Origin of the sequence: Pseudomonas sp. NFACC43, assembly GCF_900119645.1 — a bacterium.
Taxonomy (GTDB): domain Bacteria; phylum Pseudomonadota; class Gammaproteobacteria; order Pseudomonadales; family Pseudomonadaceae; genus Aquipseudomonas.
In genome coordinates this window covers 54,230-71,961 of sequence record NZ_FPKK01000020.1, presented here as the reverse complement: position 1 = coordinate 71,961, position 17,732 = coordinate 54,230, and the positions used below count along the sequence as shown (strand labels likewise).

Here is a 17,732-nt window from a genome sequence, read left to right as displayed (position 1 = left end):
CGGCGCCGGGCCCACGGCCGATCCCGGAACCATGACACCTGGCACAAAGATGAGCGCAACAGTTGATGTTGCGCTGGCATCCGTCCATCAACGAATAGAGACTCCAGGCAGGCCTGCCCTGTCGGTACAGGCCACAGCCTGAGGATTGACGAATGCGCACCATCGGCCTGATTGGCGGCATGAGCTGGGAGTCCAGCGCCGAATACTATCGCCTCATCAACCAGCAGGTACGAGACCGGCTCGGGCCGCTGCGCTCGGCCCAACTGTTGATGCACAGCGTCGACTTCGGCCCGGTGGAACAGGCCCAGCATGCGGGGCGCTGGGAGGATGCCGCCGCGATTCTCGTGGATGCGGCGCGACGTCTCGAGGCCGGGGGCGCCGAATGCGTGGTGCTGTGTACCAACACCATGCACAAGGTGGCGGCGCAGATCCAGTCGGCGGTTTCGATTCCGTTCCTGCACATTGCCGACCCCACCGGCCAGGCCGCCCTCGAAGCGGGGGCCGTCACGGTCGGCCTGCTGGGCACGGCATTCACCATGGAACAGGAGTTCCTCAAGGAGCGCCTGAGCGCCCAAGGCTTGAACGTAGTGATACCCGCCCCCGAGGAACGCCAGGCAGTGCATCGCATCATCTATGACGAACTGTGCGTCGGCGTGATCGATCCGGCATCGCGCCAGGTCTACCAGCGGGTCATCGAGTCCCTGGCCGAGCGCGGCGCCCAGGCGATCATCCTGGGCTGCACGGAAATCGGCCTGCTGATCAAACCCGAACACAGCCCCCTGCCGCTGCTCGACACCACCCACCTGCACGCCCGTGCGGCGGTGGCGTTCGCATTGGAGGACTGATCGCCAGCGGATTGCCCGTCATCTCCTGGGCGCGGGCGGGCCCGCGAAGAGGCGGCACCGCTGGCATCGTCAGCAACACCATCACCGCCAGGAGTGGCGATCACGCCTGGAACCAATCCCTGCGCTCGTACAGCGCGTGTTGAATCATCTCCACCAGCATGCGCACTTCCGGGGTCTGCCGGCCCTGGGTGCCGACGGCCATCCACAGGTGGCGCTGCATCGGCACGTCGAACAACCCCGGCAAGGCCACCAGGCCACGGTCGAAGTGGCTCATATACTGCGGCAACAGGCCGATGCAGGCACTGCAGCGAATCATTTCCAGCATCAGCTCATAGGACTGCACCTGCACCACGCCGGCCCGACGCTGTTCCAGGAGAGTGTTCCACGGGGCGAAGCTGTCCGGCTGCCGGTCCGCCTGCCACTGCACCAGCATGTAGTCGTTCAGGTCGCCCAGGCAGCCCGGCCGGGTTGCCGGCCGCGAATATCGCTTGGCGATGTGAGGCAGGTAGTCCAGCCGCGCCAGATGCTCGGGCGGCAGCGTGGGAAAGCTCGGCCCGGGCACTGAACCGAGTGGGTCGCTCAGCCACAACACCAGGTCGGCACTGACGGCTTGCAGCGCCAGTTCACTGTCCAGGGTGATGATTTGCAACCGCGCACTGGCATTGCGGCGCAACAACGCAATCAGGTCACGCCCCAGGATGTCATGCAGGATCGACTCGGCCACCGCCAGGCGCACCAATGGCTGGTCCAGCAAGGGTGGCGAGCTTTCATCGGCCAGTGCCTTCAGCCGGGACTGCAACTGGCGCCCCTCCCGGCTGAGGGTCAGGGCGCTGCCCTGGAAGTTGAACAGGGAGCGCTGCAGGCGTGCCTCGAGCTGCATCAGTTGCTTGCGCAGCCAGGTCGCCTTGACATTGAGGCTGCGAGCCGCCTGCATGAAACAGCCACAACGGGCGCTCACCAGGAAGCACTGGGCCACCTGGGGGTCGATGTCGCCGGCCAGGGCCAGCCAGGGTTCGGGCGCGCGCAGCGGTGCGCGATAAGCGGTGATGGCCTGCGGTCCTGCGGGCTCGATGAAGGTCATGGGTGACTCCCTGTCGGTTCTACGAATACGTTGAGCTGCGCTGGCGTTCCCGATACAGCGCAGCGCCCTGTGGCGAGGGGATCGATCCCTCGCCACAAAAGTGTTCACATCACAAAGATGCTCACACCCATGGTGGGCCGAGGTTAACGCACCTCCTCCAGCACCTTGCTCAATTGCGCGCCGTCGATGCTCAGGGTCGCGGTATCGAGCATGCCATCCAGGTAGGCCTTGGCGATCTGTTCCTGGCGTTGCGCGCGCAGCGCCTGGGTCAGTTGCCCGCGAACTTCGTCCAGGGTGGCTTCCCTGGCCGGCTGCTGTTCGGTCAGTTTGATGACGTGATACCCCGCCGCGCTCTGCACCGGATCCGAAACCGCCCCCACCTTCAACCGCGCCACCGCCTCGCGCACTTGCGGCAGCAGTTGTCGCAAGGGCTGCATACCGCTGTCCCCGCCTCGCTCGGCAGTGGCACGATCCTGGGAAAAACGGTTCGCCAGCGCGGCAAACTCCGCCGGCGACGCCTGGGCCTTTCTGCTCAGTTCGATGGCTTGCCGACGCACCGCTTCGAAGGTCTGCGGCTCGGTCGCCGCCAGGAAGATCTGGCTCACCCGATACAGCGCCGGCATCGTCCAGTTGGCTTTGCCCGCATCGTAGGCCTGTTTCAACTCTTCTTCACTGGGATAGCCGGCCGGCACCTGGCTGACCGATTGCAGGTAATCGCGAAACACGATCTGCTCGGTGGCCGCCCGGGTCTGGCGCTCCACGTCCGGACGCTGTCGCCAACCCTGGGCATCGGCCTGCTCCAGCACGGCCTTTTCCGCCAGCCGCGCCCGAATCCAACTCTCCAGCGCGGCCCGGTTACCGCGCATCTGCTCGCGGACCTGCGGTGTCAGGGCGGCCAGCAGCGCCTTGAGCTCGTCGGGGCTGACCTGCTGATTGCCCAAGCGCGCCAGGCTCGGCCCGTCGGCGGGCATGACGCTGGCGTCCTGCACCGCCGCCACCGGATCGTTGCCCGGTCGCAGGCCTTGCACGACGGCCACCGCAACCAGGGCCACCGCTGCAAAAAGAACCGCGAAGATCGTTTTTCTCACGATGCGCTGGCCTCCTCCACCGATGCCTCGGCCGAAGCCTGCAGGCGCGCCGCGTTCTGGCTGTACTCGCGCAGGTAGACGATGAACTCCTGCAACAGACGGTCCCACAGTTCCAGGTGGCTGCGCAGGTGATCGCCGCTGACGCCGGCGGCGACCACCACGTCCATCTCCATCACCAGGAACTCGCCCTGCACCGACAGCCGGGCAAAGCGCCGCGAGGCATTCCACAGCTCGGCCAGCCCGGCCGGCAGCTCGCCCTGGACCCGCAAGGCGCAGCTGAACGTGAAGTCCAGGTACTGCCCCGCGGTGGGCGTCGGATTGCCGAAGCGTACCGCGAAGCCGATACCCTGGCTGGCGCTGAGCAGCTGCACGATGCCGTTCTGCTCCGTTTCGTTGACCCGGTAACCGGCGCTTTGCAACAGCTCGGTCAGCGATGTCGGGGAAACGTGTTCAATCAATGAAGTCATGCTCGGTCCATCCTTGCTTTCAATGAGTAATCGAGGCCTGGGGGGCGTCGAAACGGTTCTTGTAGAGATCGTCGCCAAACCCTTGGGCCAGCTCTTCGAAACGTACCCGGGCCTTGGCCGCGAACGGCTGGCGAATCTTCATGACATCGGTGACGTCGATGGTTTCATAGGCATGCAGCAACGACTGGGCGACTTCGTACATCTGCTGATTCTTGACCGAACATTGCTGCACTTGTGTGTCACGTTCGGCCAGACGGGCCTCCAGGCGGGCGCGCTCGGCCTCCTTGCCACGGGCCAGGGTCAGCAGCTCGTCGTAGGCTTTCTTGAATTTGCCGATCTGCTCATTGCGGGCGGCCACCTGGGCCTGGGCCTGGCTCTGCAGGCTTTCCTGGCGCCCGGCCAGTTGTTCGTTCAAGGCCTGGGCCTTGTTCAGTTGCGCGGTCAATTGCTTGACCTGCGCCTGGGCCTCCCTGGCCTGGCCTTCGGCCGCCTGTCGGGCCGCACTGGCCTGGGCCTGCTCGCTTTGCAGGGCTTGCAACTGGGCCGTGGTGCTGCGCAGTTGCGCCCGCAGCCGTTCCTCCAGGCCCTCGCCGTGGGCACCGCTGTTCAATAGCAGGCCCAGCACCAGCAACGCGGCTGGGCATGAACCCATGGCTCGCCTTTTCATGAAGCCTCCCTGCGCTTAGAAGCGCGTGTTGATTTCAAGCTGCAGAACGTCGATATCGTAGGGCGCGCCATACACCGCCTCGGCACTCAACCAACGGCCGGTGGCGAAGACGTTGCTGGCCAGGCCGTAGTTGCCACCGAGGAAGTAGCCTTTGGCGTTGGTGCCGCCCAAATGGAACGACGAGTCGTTGAAACCGTCCGGCAAGGCATCCGGCTGGATGTACTTGTAACCGGCGAACAGGTTCCAGTCGCCCTCGCGCTTTAGCTCCAGGGCCCTGCCCAGGGTGAACTGGAGCATCCAGGCGTTGGCGCCGCTTTCCAGTTCGCCACTCTCGTCCAGGTTGTTGGCGAACTGGCCTTCGGAACGCTTGCGCATCTCGCCTTCGTCGTAGCCCAGGTTGTGTACGTAGTTGGCCTGGCTGCGCAGTTTCAAGTCCTCGGGCAGGTCGGCATCCCAGACCAGGTTCAGGTCCAGCAGGTTGAACTCCGACGCCAGGCCGACGTATTGCGGCTGGGGCGTGGTGGACGGGTTGAGCGGGTTGGGCGTGATGTCGCGCAGCAGGAACACCGTATTGCCCTTCTGCATGAAAGCCACGCGAGAACCGTCGCTGTCGCACCCGGGGTCACCGGCCCACGGCTGGCACGGCGAGGAGCGCTTGCCCTCGATGTCGTCGAAGCGGTAATAGGCCAGCGCACCCTTGACCCGGTTGCTGTCGTTGATCGCCCAGTTCGCCCCCAGTTGCGCACCGTAGAGCCACTTGTTGTCGCTCTCCTCCTTGTCCGTGCCATTGCTGGTGCTGGTGTCATTGGTGTATTCCACCGGGAACGCGCCGACGGTGCCGAACAGGCCCCAGTCCCGATTGAGCTTGCGATTGAAGATCGCCGCCACCCCATCGAAATTCAGATCGCCGGAATACAGCATGTCGGTGGAGAAGAACGGATTCGCAATCCGCCCCCCGGTCAGGGTCAGTTCATCCGATGCCTTCCAGGTCAGGTAGCCCTGATCGAGCCAGATGTCTTTCTTGCCGAAGCCACCGCCCAGGGTCTGGGTGGTGGACACCGGGTTATTGTCCGAACCGGTACCGATGCGGATGCCGGCGGTCCATTGCGGCGCAATCACCGCCTTCATCCCCAGGCGCGCCCGCAGGCGGAACAGGTTTTCCCGATCCTCGCGGGTGTTGAGCAAGGGCGGCAGGCTGGAGCTGCTGTTGGGATTGACGTCGTACGGTCCCTTGTCATTGAGCCGGGCGAAGTCGACGATCTCGTTGCTGTTGTTGCCCGAGTAGTAGCGCGACTCGTCACGCAGGCGAATGTCGCCATCGAAGCTGATGCGTGACACCCAGTCCGGGAACGTGTTGGGCTGGGCCCAGTTCTCCTGCTTGGCGGTGGCCATGACTTCAGCCTTCACCTGATCGCGGATCTGCTCGCGAACGATGTTCGGCACGTATTGCACCCGTACGTCCCCGGGCGCCCCCACCGGTGCCGCAGCCACCGCCGTGGCGGCCTGGCGGGCCTGCACGGCTTCGCGCTCGGCCTGGGCGATCAGCCCATCGGCCTGGTCCTGCTTGAGTACCCCCTGCTGCACCAGCAGGCGGATCAGATTGATCGTGGCGTTTTCCGAGGGCGCCGCAGCGGCGACCGCCTGCCCGGCCAGACCCAGGACTACCAGGCCGACCCTCCACGACAATCGATTCACATTGGAAATCATCTGCACACAACTCCTGTTGGCAAACTTTCAAGCATTCGGTTAACCCGGACGCCGCCCTTGCAAGGACAGGCGCACGGGCAATGTCAGGGAAGCCGGTGGCCGCTCGCTCAGATGAGGTGAGGCGCGCAGGGCCGAAATCACTTGTTCATCCACTTGCCGATTGCCGCTGGACTTGACCAGCTCGACCCGTGTGATCTCGCCGACGGCACTCAGCCAGACGTCAGCCTGTAGGGAAAACGCCAGGCTGCGCAGCTGCGGGTTCTCCCGCAGCAGGCGCTGGAAGGTGAAGGCCAGGAACTGGCTGTAGGTACCGTTGCCCAGGCGCCCGCCTCCAGCACCGGCCATGCCACCTCCCTTGCCGGCGCCGATATTGAAAGCGTCGTTGCCGGACTGGGCCTCGCCGTCCATCTGCATCGGGTTCGCCAGGTCGTCCACCGGCGAAGGCGGGGCCTGCTCTTCAGGCTTGACCTCCTCCGGCTCCGGGGTGGGCTCGGGCTCCACCACCTTTTCCTCCACCTGTGGCTCCGGTTCCTTGGGCTTCTCCGGCGGTGGGGGTGGAGGTGGGGGCGGCAGCGCAATGATGGTCGGGACCTTCGGCGCCTCGCGCCGCACGCCGCTCATGTCGTTGGCCCACTGCCACAGCAGCCAGGCCGCCAGGGCGCCCAGCGCCAGGCCCGCCGCCCACTTGAGCAGGCGCCAGGGCGAGGTCTTCACCGGGGGCGGATCGATGGGGAGTCTGGCGGTCATGGTCAGCCCTGGCTCGGTTTGCCGGTCACCAGACCGACCTGGGACAGTTCCAGGCGCCGCAACAGATCCAGCACCTCGATGACCTTCTGGTACTGCACTGTGGCGTCACCACGCACGATGATCGGAAAATCGGGGCTCTGGGCCTTCTCGATGCGCAGGCGTTCCTCCAGTTCCGCCAGGGTCACCGGGTAGGCATCGAGGAACACCTGGCCGCCATCGTTCACCGAGATCGCCTTGGTCTTGGCTTCCGACAGAGACACCGAGGCACTGGCCTTGGGCAGGTTGATCTGGATGCCCGACACCTGGGCCGTGGCCGTGAGGATGAACATCACCAGCACCACCATGAGCACGTCCACCAGGGGCGTGATGTTGATGCTGTCCACCGCGGCGTCATCGTCGTCATCGTGCGAAGCATTTACGCTAGCCATCGCGATTCCCTCAGGCCGGTACGGACGTTTGGTTTGGGTGGTGGTGATCCCGGCGATGGGCCGCTTCGCCGGACTGCCCTTCCCCGTGCATCTCCGCCAGGCGCGTGATGAATTCATCGACGAACACCCGCATGTCGGCACTGACTTCTTTATTGCGGGTGATCAGGCGGTTGTAGCCAAACAGCGCGGGGATCGCGACGAACAGGCCCATGGCGGTGGCAAGCAGTGCCGCGGCCATGCCCGGGGCGATGGCATTGATATTCACATCACCGGCCATGGCCGTGCCGAGGAACACCACCATGATCCCCAGCACGGTGCCGAGCAGGCCGATGTAGGGGCCGCCGGCGATGGCGTTGGACAGGGTCGAGAGTTTCGAACCCAGCGCCTGGTTCTCGCGGGTACGCACGCCGTCCATGGAACAGCGGATCGCTTCGATGGTGGCCGCCGACACCGACGAGGTATCGGCGCCCTGTTCGCGGCGGGTGCGGATTTCCTTCACCGCCACCAGGTACAGGCGCCACAGGGAGGAATGTTGCAGGCGCTGGGCGAGCTCCTGGTCATCGGCGAACATCTCCAGGCGCGTGCCAACCCGGGCGAACTGCTCGCGAAAGGCCGTGTTGGCCGCGCTGAGGCGACTGACCATGCGGTTCTTGCGGATCATGATGATCCACGACTGGAACATCATCAGCACCAGCACCCCGATGATCACCCAGGCGTCCAGGGGCACGGCGTTGAGCAAAAAGCCCAGGCTGCCGAAACCGAAGCCGGATTGCTCCTCATCCACGCCATAGGCCACCAGCTTAGACTCGGCGCCCTGGGCATTGGCATCGGCCAGCAGCAAGGGTGCCGCACGGGCGACCTTGGACAGGCGGACCTCATCCATGGCGCCGCTCAAAGGCGCCAGGGCACCGGCGGCAACATCGGCCCCCAGGGCGATGGGCGAATTGAACACCGGCATCGGCGCCGCCAGGCTCGCGGTCTCACGGCCGTTGACGTACAGCACGATCCGATCCCCGGACGCGGTCACTGCCAGGTGCTGCCACTGCCCTGGGTTCAGTGGCTGGGTGGAGACAGCGCGCAGGCCATCGACCGCCACGAACGGTACCCCTTGGTTCACCCCGATCAGGAGGTTGGCAGCCGCTTCGCGCCGGGCCAGGACCACCTGTTCGCCGCTGGCCTGGTCCTGGCGCAACCAGGTGCTGAAGGTGAACGCCGCGCCAGCGTTGTGTTGCAGTGACGGGCTGGCCGGCAACAGCAGCGGCTGGCCGTTGAATTGCAGCGCCCGGCCGACCACGCCATCGATGCTGGTACCCACCGCGCCCTGGGCATTGTTGCCATAGGCCGTGGTGTCCCGGGGCGGCACGCCGGTGGCGCCGTCGAAGTGATACAGCGCGGTGTAGTCCGGGTCGAAGGTCAACTGGCCGCTGCCGGTGGCCGCTGCCTTCTGGTTGCCGTAGTACATCCACAGGTCCTGGCGCTGGCCGCCCTCCACGCTCGGCACATCGACCCAGATCAGCGCCATGCCCATCAACGGGTCGAAGCTCTCGATCTGGTGGTTGAGCACGGTCTTGTCGTCGGCACTGACGAAGCGCAGGTCCGAACCGTCTTCCTTGACGCCGTCGAAGGTGAAATTGCCGGTGTGCAGCCGCACCAGCAGCGCGGTGCGCCCCAGGGCCTGGGCGATGGCCGCGCCCTGGGGCGTGGTGTCCACCGAAATCTGTTTGCGGTAGTGCCAATCGTCCTGCCACCAGGCGTTGGCCGTCGCCGGAAGCACCAGCCCCAGGCAGATCAGCAGGGATAACAGTATGCGTTGCATGGACATGACTCCTGGGTTCAAAACGTCGCTTGCAGGTTGAAGTGCAGGCGTGATTCCTGTTTCGTGGTGTTCGGTCCGTCGAGCAGCGCAAAGCCCCAGTCGAGGCTGCCGGACAGCCATTTGCTCAAGCTCGCCCGGGTGCCCAGGCCGACGCTGGCCAGGCTGTAGTCGGCCTCCTGGTCGGGCAGTTCGTCGCGCAGGTACAACTGCGCCCCCTCGGCGAAGGCGTAGAAGCGCCATTCCTGGACATAGCTGCCGAGGAACTTCGCCATGGACGGGGTACGCAACTCCTGGGACAGCAGGTAGCCGTCATCCCCGGTGCGCTCGGCTGCCAGGTAACCGCGTACCGACGTGGCGCCTCCGGCGGAGAACTGCTCGTTGGAAACCAGCGGCCCGGAGGCCAGCTGGAAAGCGGCCTTGGAGGCGCTCTGCCAATCGCCGGCGAAGGTGAAGGTGTAGTTGCCGTCGCCCTTGAGCACCGCGAAGCTGGGACTGGCTCGATAGCGCTTGTAATCGAAGTCTTCGTCGGAACTGCCGTAGCCCAGCAGGCTGCGTGTGCCCGCCACCAGGCTCAGGCCAAGACCCAACTGGCTGCTTTCGGTGTAGCGAAGCCCGTTGTAGGCGAAGGTGAATGGCGCGTATTTGAGCGGTGCCTTGTCGCTGGCGCCCCCCAGGCTCAACTCCTCGTCGAAATCCTTGAAATCCACTGCGATGGAAAAGGTATTGGCCCAGGCCGCGCTGGACGGCAGGCTGTAGATCGCCGAGACCCCGTAGGAATGCCCCTTGCCCAGCACGTTGCTGCCGCCGACGGTGGCCACGTTGCTGTCGGATTGGTAGCCGGAGAACTGCACGCTCCAGCGCTCGTCCAACGGCGCGGTGTAGGACCCCGACCAGACCTTGGCGTTGTCGGTGTCCTGGGGCGCGGTGAAGAAAGTCAGCGAAACGCTGTGGCCCAGCTGCCAGAGGTTGTTGTAGCCCAGGCTGGCGACTGTCCGCAGTTTTTCGGTGTCGGCGCTGTAGTCGTTGTTCAGGCCAAGGCTGGCCTGCCAGGGATCCTGGTCCTCCACCTGCAGATCCACATCCATGGTGCCGGGCCGCTGGCCTTCGCGGACCAGGGGCATCACCTGGCGCCCCGGGGTCTTGTTCAACTGCGCCAGCTGTGCCTGGACCCTGGCGAAATCCGGCACTTCACCTTCCTTGAGAGCCGGGACGTCTTCGCGGATTTCCACCGGGGAGTAGTGCCTGGCCCCCACCACCCGCACCCGGCCGACCTTGGTCTCGCTGACTTGCAGGTAGACGATGCCGTCTTCCACTTTCTGCTCCGGCAGTTCGACGAACACCGACTGATAGCCGCGGGCCTGATACACCTTCTGCAGGGCCTCCCGGGCGCCTTCGATATCGCTCAAGGTCTTTTGCGGACCGAGAAACGGGTACACCGCTTCCTCGATGGACCGGGCATCGAGCACTGTGTTGCCGCGCACGAAATACTCGTTCACGTCCACCAGGCGGGCCGGCGTCGCCTCAGCCTGGGATCCTTCCTGCGCAGCGAAGGCCGATGGCCCGCCGACGGCCAGCAACAGCCAGCCCCACAGCGCCGGCCGTGACTTGAAGAAATGCTCCACACCACCCCCTGAATTCAAAGTACCGCTCAATTGCTGGCTGTCGATGTCGTGGCGTGCCGGGCCAGCCAGGTGTGCAGCAACGCGAAGTTCAAGGAGAACTCCGGCATTTGCAGCAAGGCGCCACAGAACACTTCACCGATGATTTTCTGGATGAGCCGCACCGCTCGCGCATCGTCCAGCAGCGTGGCGAGGTCCTTGCTCAAGACGTTGAAGTTCCAGACCTTCTGGTTCAGGTCCAGGCCGACGAACCAGCGGAACAGCAGGTTGTAATTGAGTTGCTCGTAGAGTTGCCGCTCGCTGGGCACCGAATAGAGCAGTTGCAGCAAGAGAATGTGCATGGCGGTCTGGGGTGCGATCCGCATCCCGGCATCGGCGTTGAGGCCTTGCAGTACGTCACGATGCTCGTCCAGCAGATCGTCGATCTGTGGTCGCAGCAGGACCAGCGAATGGCCCTGCGGGATGTAGCTGGACACTTCCTTGAGTGCGCCCTGCCAGTCATCCTGGGAAACGATCCAGACCCACGGCGCGCCATAGCGATACACCGAGACCGGTTGCTTGCGCGCCGCCTCGACGATTTTCGACAGCCGCTGGTCGAGCTCCTGCATGCCCACTTTCGAATAACGTTCCATAGTTCCCATCGCCTCGCTCCCGGCTTCGCGCCCCGGCTCCGAAAGGCCTCGAAGGCCCTCTCGAACACGTCACACAGGCATGACGGGAATGGCGATGTGCTACCGAACTTTTGTCATGAAAGCTTCATGTCGTTTTTTCGATCCCGGAAAATCCCGGGCGGGACGGATCGGGGCAAGCAAGCGGGCCTGTCGGCGATGACGGCAACACACCCGATATGGGTACCGGGAGGATGTCTCCCTCTTCGGAGGTAGGCCTGCCGAGGCATAGGCCGAAGAGGCTACCGGCCCTACCATGGCGGTACGCGGAGGTACGCCATGTTGACCCACCCTTCCATCGTCCTACTGTTGCGCCGTCATCACCTGTTCAGCCAGCTGCCGGAGCGTGTCTTCGAGGAGGTGTGCGGCCTGGCGGTGCTCAAGCGCCTGGCCTGCAACAGCACGCTCATGCACCAGGGCGACCCGGCCAAGCGGTTTTTCCTGCTGGTCAGCGGCCAGGTCAAGCTGTTCCGGGTCACCGGCGAAGGCCAGGAAAACCTGGTGGAGATCATCCAGCCAGGCCAGACCTTCGCCGAAGCCCTGCTGTTCAGCCAGGCCCGCTGCTACCCGGTGAGCGCGTCGGCGCTCAAGGACAGTGTGCTGGTGAGTATCGAGGGCACCCATTACCGCAAGGCCCTGGAAGACCAGCCCAAGGTCTGCCTGGCGATCCTGGCGAGCATGAGCGTGCACCTGCATCAGCGCCTCAGGGACATCGACAACCTGACCCTGGCCAGCGCCAGCCGGCGGGTCATCAATTTCCTCTTGCAGGAACGCGACCCACGCGATGGTCGTCTGGTGCTCCAGGTATCCAAGCGTCTGGTGGCCTCCAAGCTGGGGATCCAGCCGGAGACCTTTTCGCGCATTCTTCATCGCCTGGTGGACGCCGGGCTGATCGCCATGGAGCGACGCAACATTCGAATCCTGGCCGAGGAAGCGCTGGCGGATTACCAGCAATAGCTGCGAATCCTCTACGCAAGGCATCCCATCCCCCTGTGGCGAGAGGATTTATCCCCACTGGGGGCGCAGCGCCCCCCTCAACCGCCTGATACACCGCAGGCTCAGGCTTTGGGGCTGCTTCGCAGCCCAGCGGGGATAAATCCTCTCGCCGCAGGGGGTGTATGGGCCTTTTACTCGCCGCTCGGCCCATCGATATCATCAACACCAATCATCGGTATCAACCGTTCGAACAACGCATCGCCCTCTTCTTGCGAGCACTCGACCCCGAAACGCTTGCGCCAGCCCAACTGACTCAGGATCACGTGCACATCCGCTTCCAGGTCGTGCTGCTGCAAGCACGCCTGGACGCATTGCAACGGGCAGCCATCCAAGGCAATGATCCGCCGCCCCGAGCGAGCCTTGTTGACTAGCGGCACCACATGCCCGCCGACCCCGACGATGCAGGACATCTCGGCCAGACCAGCGCGGTCCAGGCGCAGGGCCACGTTGTTGGCCAGTTGCGCAACGTTGGAGCAACCGGAGCAGGAATACACCAGGGGCAACGCGCTCGAAGGCTTCATTACACGGTCGCCAAGCCCTTGCCCGCCCGCTCCAGATTGCGCCACAACCACGGCGGCAATACCTCCGGATCGAGGCTGTCGATCAGGTTCTTCACTGCCAGCCCCAGTTCGGTGTCACCCTCGATCACCAGTCGCCGGCGGAAGAACAGGGTGTCGGGGTCTTCCTGGCGGCTGGCCAGCAACAGGAACTCGCGCCAGTTGCCGCTGATGGTGACCTGGGCTTGCGCCCGCTCGGCGATGCACAACCCATCGCGACCCAAGGTCAGGTACCAGCACAACTTCAGGTCGGGAATCCGCAGGCACAACCAGCGCCCCCGCAGCACATCGAACCCGCCGTCGCGCAGCGGCTCGGCCAGGCAGCGATTGAGGGCCTGCTGCAATGCCAGGCGCTGCACCACGAAGGGAACCCTGCCCATCAGCGGCAGCAGTCGGTCGGCACCCTTGAGCAACCACTTCTTCGGATTCAGCACAGTCCCGCCTCCTCTACTTTCAACATGCCGGCCTGGCCGTGCCAGTAACCGTTGCAGCCTTCCACGAACAGCGGCGGCGCCTCGCCCTGGCGAACCCTGTCGAAGGCCCGGACCACGTCGGCCATGCCCTGGGCCCGTGGACTCAGGCGCAGCACATCCGCGCCACAGGCCATCAGTGCGTTGTAATCGGCCAACAGGTTGGTGGGCTCCCCAGACATCGTCTGGATGCCATTGAGGGTGAACAGCGACTGCCCCTCCTGGCTGCTCAGGGCCAAGCCGTCGGGATAGTTGATGCAGCAGAACTGGCAGTCGTCCTTGGGCCGGTTTTCCGCTCTCGCGGTGAAGCAGCGGGCCGAATAGGCCAAGGGCAGATGCCCATAGGAAAAGATCTCGACCTCAGGCAGCTCACGGTCCAGTTCCCGCACTTGCTCCAGCACATCGGCGATCAGCGCGGCAGAGCACTCCACCGGGGGTACCCAACGGAGCATGCCGCTGTCGAGCAGTTGCGCCAGGGCGTGACCGTTGTACAGGTTCAGCGCCGGGCCGCCCACGAACGGCAGCTTGCGCTCGGCCAGAAACTGCACCGCCCCCATGTCGTTGGCTTCCACCAGCAGTTGGCCGTTGTCGCACAGCCGACGCAAGGTGGAAAGCTCCGACGCCGCCTCGATCAGTGTCAGGCTCGACAACACGATCTGCGCCTGGCTGCATCCCTGCAGCTCACGGCCCAGGCCCAGCCATTGATCCAGGGAGAAGGCCCGGCGTTTCGAACAGACGGTTTCCCCCAGGTAGATCACATCCAGCGGCAACGCCGACATCTCGGCATAGAAGTTTCCAAGTTGCGTTTTGTCCCAGTAGAACAGGACCGGTCCCAGGCTGAGTTTCATCGGGCCTCCCTCATTGCCATGATCGGTGGTAGGCGCCCAGGGTGGTCTGGCTGCCTTCCGACAAGCCTGCCAGCACCTGGCGCCATTCTTCACGAACCCTGAACCGTTGCGGCGCGCTTTGGTGTGCATCCAGCGCGGCGCGCCAGACCCGGGTCACCTGTTCGACGTAGGCCGGGCTGCGCTGGCGACCTTCGATCTTCACGGCTTCGACGCCGACCGCCGCCAGTTCCGGCAGCAAGTCCAGGGTATCCAGGCTGGTGGGCTCTTCCAGGGCGTGGAAGCGCTTGCCCCCCACCAGGAAACGGCCCTTGCACAGGGTCGGATAGCCGGCCGGTTCCTCAGGGGTGTAGCGGTCGATCAGGACTTCACTCAGGCGGGCGCTCAAGCCTTGGGCATCTTCGCTCCAGCGCACCGCCTTGGCGGGCGAGCAGACGCCGCACAGGTTCGGCGATTCGCCGGTGATGTAGGAGGACAGATGGCAGCGACCCTCGGCCATGATGCACAGGCTGCCGAAACCGAAGACCTCGATGGGCACCGGGCTGCTCGCCGCCACCTGCCGCACCTGGGCCAGGGATAGCACCCGCGGCAGCACGGCACGGCGAATGTCATAGCGCTGGGCGTAGAAAGCCAGGGCCGCGGCGTGAGTCGCCGAACCCTGTACGGACAGGTGCAGCGCCAACTGTGGATGGCGCGCGCTGGCGTAGCCCAGCACGCCGGGGTCGGCCGCGATCAGGGCGTCCACACCGAAATCGGCGGCCCGATCCACCGCCCGCTGCCAGCGCTCCCACCCCTTGGGCTGAGGGTAGGTATTGACCGCCACGTACAGCTTGCGCTGGTGCTGGCGGATATGCGCGACAGCGGCATCGAATTGCTTGTCGTCCATGTTCAGCCCGGCGAAATGCCGGGCGTTGGTGTCATCGCGAAAGCCGACATAGACGGCATCGGCGCCTTGGCGCACCGCCGCTTTGAGGGCAGGCAGGTTACCTGCCGGGCAAACCAGTTGCATGGGGCATCCTCATGGAAGAACTGACAGCGTCGCCCAGTCTAGCCAGCCCCCGGACGAGCACCTTGACGGCAATCAATTGCCGTCAATGCATCAGCGCGGCGAACGGCAGGTACATCACCCGGTCGTGCTGATGCACCAGGGCATCGCGTTCCACCACCGCCAGTCCGTCGGCCCAGCAGGCGGCGGCGAGCATGGCCGAGCCCTGCTGCGGATGCAGCACCACGCTCAGGTGGCCGTTGGCGTCAGGGACCAGCCTGGCGCGCAGGTATTGCCGGCGCCTGTTGCGATGCTGCCAGTCAAAACCGGCTGGCAACTGCAACGGGACGGGCAGCACCTCGGCCAGGCCCTGGGCCCGGAACAGGAATGGACGCACCACGATCAACGCCGTCACCAGTGCCGCCGACGGATTGCCCGGCAACCCGATCCAGGGCTTGCCCATCACGTCGCCGAACGCCAGGGGCTTGCCCGGCTGGATCGCCAGGCGCCAGAGGTCGATGTTGCCCAGGGCTTCGATAGCTTGCTTGAGGTGGTCCTCCTCGCCCACCGACACCCCTCCCGAAGTCAGCAGCAGGTCACATTCGCCAGCGGCCAGGCCCAGGGCCTGCCGGCTGGCCTGCAACCGATCAGGCATCACGCCAAAATCATGCACCTCGACACCCCAGCCTCTCAGCAGCGCCGCGAGGCTGTGGCGGTTGCTGTTGTAGATCTGGCCGGGCGCCAATGCCTCCCCCGGCTCTCGCAACTCGTCGCCGCTGCTGAGCAGGCCCACCCGCAAGGGGCGATAGGCCTGCACATGAGCGATCCCGGCGCCGGCCAGCAGCCCCAGTTCCTGGGCACGCAGGCGCGTGCCGGCGGTGAACAGGCGTTCGCCCTGGCGCAGCTCTTCGCCCTCCTTGCGAACGTGATCGCCGCGCCTGACCGAGGGCAACCAGACGCGCGCCTCCTCGACCCGACAGCTTTCCTGGGGCACCACCGTGTCAGCGCCGGGCGGCAGCGGCGCACCGGTGAAAATCCGCACCGCCTGCCCTTCCCTCAATGGCATTCCCGGCTCATCGCCGGCGGCGATTCGCCCGGCCAGCGCCAGATAGCCACCGCCATCGGGCAAGTCAGCGGCCCTCAGGGCGTAGCCGTCCATGGCGCTGTTGTCCCAGGCCGGCAGGTTCATGGGGCAGATGACGTCGCGGGCCAGCACCCGGCCCAACGCCTGGCCCAGGGCAACCTGTTGCATGGCCGGTGGCGGCGGGGCCTGGTCGAGCAGATGACGGATCGCCTCGTCCACTGGCACCAGCACGCCGCTGTCACAGGCGTGGGCGCATCCCCCGCCGCTCACGAGCGTGTCTCGCAAGCCGTCGGGGCACTCCCTTCCTGGGGCTTGAGGTGAGGCGTGAAATTGCAGGGGCCGGTGCGGCTGTCCAACTGCCCCACCAGGATCTGTTCCCAGCCGGTCCGACAGGCGCCCGGCGAGCCAGGCAGGCAGCACACCAGCACACCGTTGCTCATGCCGGCCAACGCCCGGGACTGCAGGCTGGACATGCCGATCTGCGCCAGCGACACCTGGCGAAACAGCTCACCGAAGCCGTCCACCAACCTGTCCAGCAAGGGCAGTACCGCTTGGGGCGTGTTGTCCCTTGGCGTGAAACCGGTGCCGCCTGTCATCAGCACCACTTGCACATCAGGCGCGGCGATCCATTGCGAGACACGGGCACGGATCTGGTAGATGTCGTCCTTCACCAGCCCTCGGTCGACCAGCACGTGCCCTGCCGCGTGCAGCAGATCGACGAGGGTCTGGCCGGACGTATCGGTGTCGAGGCTGCGGGTATCGCTGATGGTCAGCACCGCGATGTTCAAGGGTTGAAAGTGGCGTTGCGTCAGATGGGCCATTGGGATCAGCCGTCCTTTGAGAAAAGATGGCCCAGCCTGAACTGCAATCCTCGCCGGGCCTATTCCTCGTTGGAGGTACCTCCCCCGGCACTCAGGGTGCGAGGCGGCTGCGTTGCCAGATGCCCGCTCGCAGACGGTAATCGAGACGATCATGCAAACGGTCTGCGCGGCCCTGCCAGAACTCCAGTCGCTCGGGGCACAGGCAGTAGCCACCCCAGTGCTCGGGACGCGGCACCGGTTGGTCCGAAAAACGCTCTCGGACTTGTGCCAGCGAGGCCTCCAGCGCAAAGCGCCCCTCCAATGGAGCGCTTTGCGGCGACGCCCAGGCGCCGATGCGACTGGCCATGGGGCGGGAGTGGAAATATTCGTCCGACAGCACCGGGTCGAGCCTTTGGACCTGCCCTTCGACGCGTACCTGCCGCTCCAGGCCCGGCCAGAAGAAGGTCATGGCGGCCCAGGGGTTGACCGCCAGGTCCCGCCCCTTGGCGCTGTCATAGTTGCCGAAGAACACAAAGCCATCCTTGTCGAAGCCCTTGAGTAACAGCACCCGGGCATGGGGCCGCCCCTGCGGGTCGACCGTTGCCAGGATCATGCTGTTGGCTTCCACCGGCGGGCTTTCGGTGTCGCGGGCCTGTTGTATCCAGCGTTCGAACAGGGCCAGCGGCTCGTCCGGTGCCTGGGCTTCGTCGAGGCCATCGCGGGTGTATTGGCGGCGCATATCGGCCAGGGATAGGGGCATGGCAATGAGTTCCACTCTGGATTTGGCCCAGTGTGGATTTTGTGGCCTGGGGAAGCCTTGATCGTTGTCAATGCCGGCGCGCGGTCTACCTGCTCGCGTTGA

19 protein-coding genes are annotated in these 17,732 nt (G+C 65.1%); 2 read left to right on the top strand and 17 right to left on the bottom strand.

Annotated features, from left to right (window positions below; genetic code table 11):
• The first annotated feature begins 152 nt into the window (after window positions 1-152).
• Entirely contained in the window at window positions 153-845 is a 693-nt protein-coding gene (locus BT179_RS24545; RefSeq protein WP_072398766.1) for an aspartate/glutamate racemase family protein, read from the top strand.
• 100 nt (window positions 846-945) lie between these two features.
• Here the strand turns inward: BT179_RS24545 and BT179_RS24540 are convergent, their stop codons facing one another.
• From BT179_RS24540 to BT179_RS27345, 10 genes are all read right to left on the bottom strand, one after another.
• Window positions 946-1,926, bottom strand: coding sequence for a LysR family transcriptional regulator (locus BT179_RS24540; RefSeq protein WP_072432076.1), 981 nt, complete (start codon window positions 1,924-1,926; stop codon window positions 946-948).
• A gap of 143 nt (window positions 1,927-2,069) precedes the next feature.
• Entirely contained in the window at window positions 2,070-3,014 is a 945-nt protein-coding gene (locus BT179_RS24535; protein ID WP_072432077.1) for a peptidylprolyl isomerase, read from the bottom strand.
• Window positions 3,011-3,481, bottom strand: a complete 471-nt coding sequence (locus BT179_RS24530) for a YbjN domain-containing protein (protein ID WP_072398769.1) — start codon at window positions 3,479-3,481, stop codon at window positions 3,011-3,013. Before BT179_RS24530 ends, BT179_RS24535 begins: the two co-directional genes overlap by 4 nt.
• 19 nt (window positions 3,482-3,500) lie before the next feature.
• Window positions 3,501-4,148, bottom strand: a complete 648-nt coding sequence (locus BT179_RS24525) for a DNA repair protein (protein ID WP_072432078.1) — start codon at window positions 4,146-4,148, stop codon at window positions 3,501-3,503.
• 15 nt (window positions 4,149-4,163) lie between these two features.
• Window positions 4,164-5,855 (bottom strand): putative porin, encoded by a 1,692-nt coding sequence (locus BT179_RS24520; protein ID WP_072432079.1) that lies wholly within the window; start codon window positions 5,853-5,855, stop codon window positions 4,164-4,166.
• A gap of 39 nt (window positions 5,856-5,894) precedes the next feature.
• Window positions 5,895-6,602: a TonB C-terminal domain-containing protein gene (locus BT179_RS24515; protein WP_072398772.1), complete on the bottom strand. Its 708-nt coding sequence runs from the start codon at window positions 6,600-6,602 to the stop codon at window positions 5,895-5,897.
• Between the two features lie 2 nt (window positions 6,603-6,604).
• Complete coding sequence (locus BT179_RS24510; protein ID WP_072398773.1) at window positions 6,605-7,030, bottom strand: ExbD/TolR family protein; 426 nt, start codon at window positions 7,028-7,030, stop codon at window positions 6,605-6,607.
• A 10-nt stretch (window positions 7,031-7,040) separates the two neighbouring features.
• On the bottom strand, window positions 7,041-8,846 hold the full coding sequence (locus tag BT179_RS24505) for a DUF2341 domain-containing protein (protein WP_072432080.1): 1,806 nt from the start codon (window positions 8,844-8,846) through the stop codon (window positions 7,041-7,043).
• 17 nt (window positions 8,847-8,863) lie between these two features.
• The gene (locus tag BT179_RS24500; protein ID WP_072432081.1) at window positions 8,864-10,468 is read right to left on the bottom strand and encodes a ShlB/FhaC/HecB family hemolysin secretion/activation protein; all 1,605 of its coding nucleotides are present in this window, start codon (window positions 10,466-10,468) and stop codon (window positions 8,864-8,866) included.
• 26 nt (window positions 10,469-10,494) lie between these two features.
• The gene (locus BT179_RS27345) at window positions 10,495-11,097 is read right to left on the bottom strand and encodes a transposase (protein ID WP_072398776.1); all 603 of its coding nucleotides are present in this window, start codon (window positions 11,095-11,097) and stop codon (window positions 10,495-10,497) included.
• A gap of 315 nt (window positions 11,098-11,412) precedes the next feature.
• On the opposite strand from BT179_RS27345, the gene BT179_RS24490 reads away from it, so the two are divergent.
• Window positions 11,413-12,090, top strand: coding sequence for a Crp/Fnr family transcriptional regulator (locus BT179_RS24490; protein ID WP_072432082.1), 678 nt, complete (start codon window positions 11,413-11,415; stop codon window positions 12,088-12,090).
• 170 nt (window positions 12,091-12,260) lie between these two features.
• On the opposite strand, the gene BT179_RS24485 is transcribed toward BT179_RS24490, so the two are convergent.
• The 7 genes from BT179_RS24485 to pdxH form a co-directional block, all read right to left on the bottom strand.
• Window positions 12,261-12,650, bottom strand: a complete 390-nt coding sequence (locus tag BT179_RS24485) for a putative zinc-binding protein (protein WP_072432083.1) — start codon at window positions 12,648-12,650, stop codon at window positions 12,261-12,263.
• Window positions 12,650-13,120 (bottom strand): ubiquinone anaerobic biosynthesis accessory factor UbiT, encoded by a 471-nt coding sequence (locus BT179_RS24480; protein WP_072398779.1) that lies wholly within the window; start codon window positions 13,118-13,120, stop codon window positions 12,650-12,652. The genes BT179_RS24485 and BT179_RS24480 overlap by 1 nt, the downstream gene beginning before the upstream one ends.
• Window positions 13,114-14,004, bottom strand: coding sequence for a U32 family peptidase (locus tag BT179_RS24475; RefSeq protein ID WP_072398780.1), 891 nt, complete (start codon window positions 14,002-14,004; stop codon window positions 13,114-13,116). The genes BT179_RS24480 and BT179_RS24475 overlap by 7 nt, the downstream gene beginning before the upstream one ends.
• A 10-nt stretch (window positions 14,005-14,014) precedes the next feature.
• Window positions 14,015-15,010: a ubiquinone anaerobic biosynthesis protein UbiU gene (locus BT179_RS24470; protein WP_072398781.1), complete on the bottom strand. Its 996-nt coding sequence runs from the start codon at window positions 15,008-15,010 to the stop codon at window positions 14,015-14,017.
• A gap of 82 nt (window positions 15,011-15,092) precedes the next feature.
• Complete coding sequence (glp, locus tag BT179_RS24465) at window positions 15,093-16,355, bottom strand: molybdopterin molybdotransferase MoeA (RefSeq protein ID WP_231991067.1); 1,263 nt, start codon at window positions 16,353-16,355, stop codon at window positions 15,093-15,095.
• Complete coding sequence (gene moaB, locus BT179_RS24460; protein WP_072398783.1) at window positions 16,337-16,891, bottom strand: molybdenum cofactor biosynthesis protein B; 555 nt, start codon at window positions 16,889-16,891, stop codon at window positions 16,337-16,339. The genes glp and moaB overlap by 19 nt, the downstream gene beginning before the upstream one ends.
• A 91-nt stretch (window positions 16,892-16,982) precedes the next feature.
• Window positions 16,983-17,630, bottom strand: a complete 648-nt coding sequence (gene pdxH, locus BT179_RS24455) for a pyridoxamine 5'-phosphate oxidase (RefSeq protein WP_072432084.1) — start codon at window positions 17,628-17,630, stop codon at window positions 16,983-16,985.
• Between the last annotated feature and the right edge of the window lie 102 nt (window positions 17,631-17,732).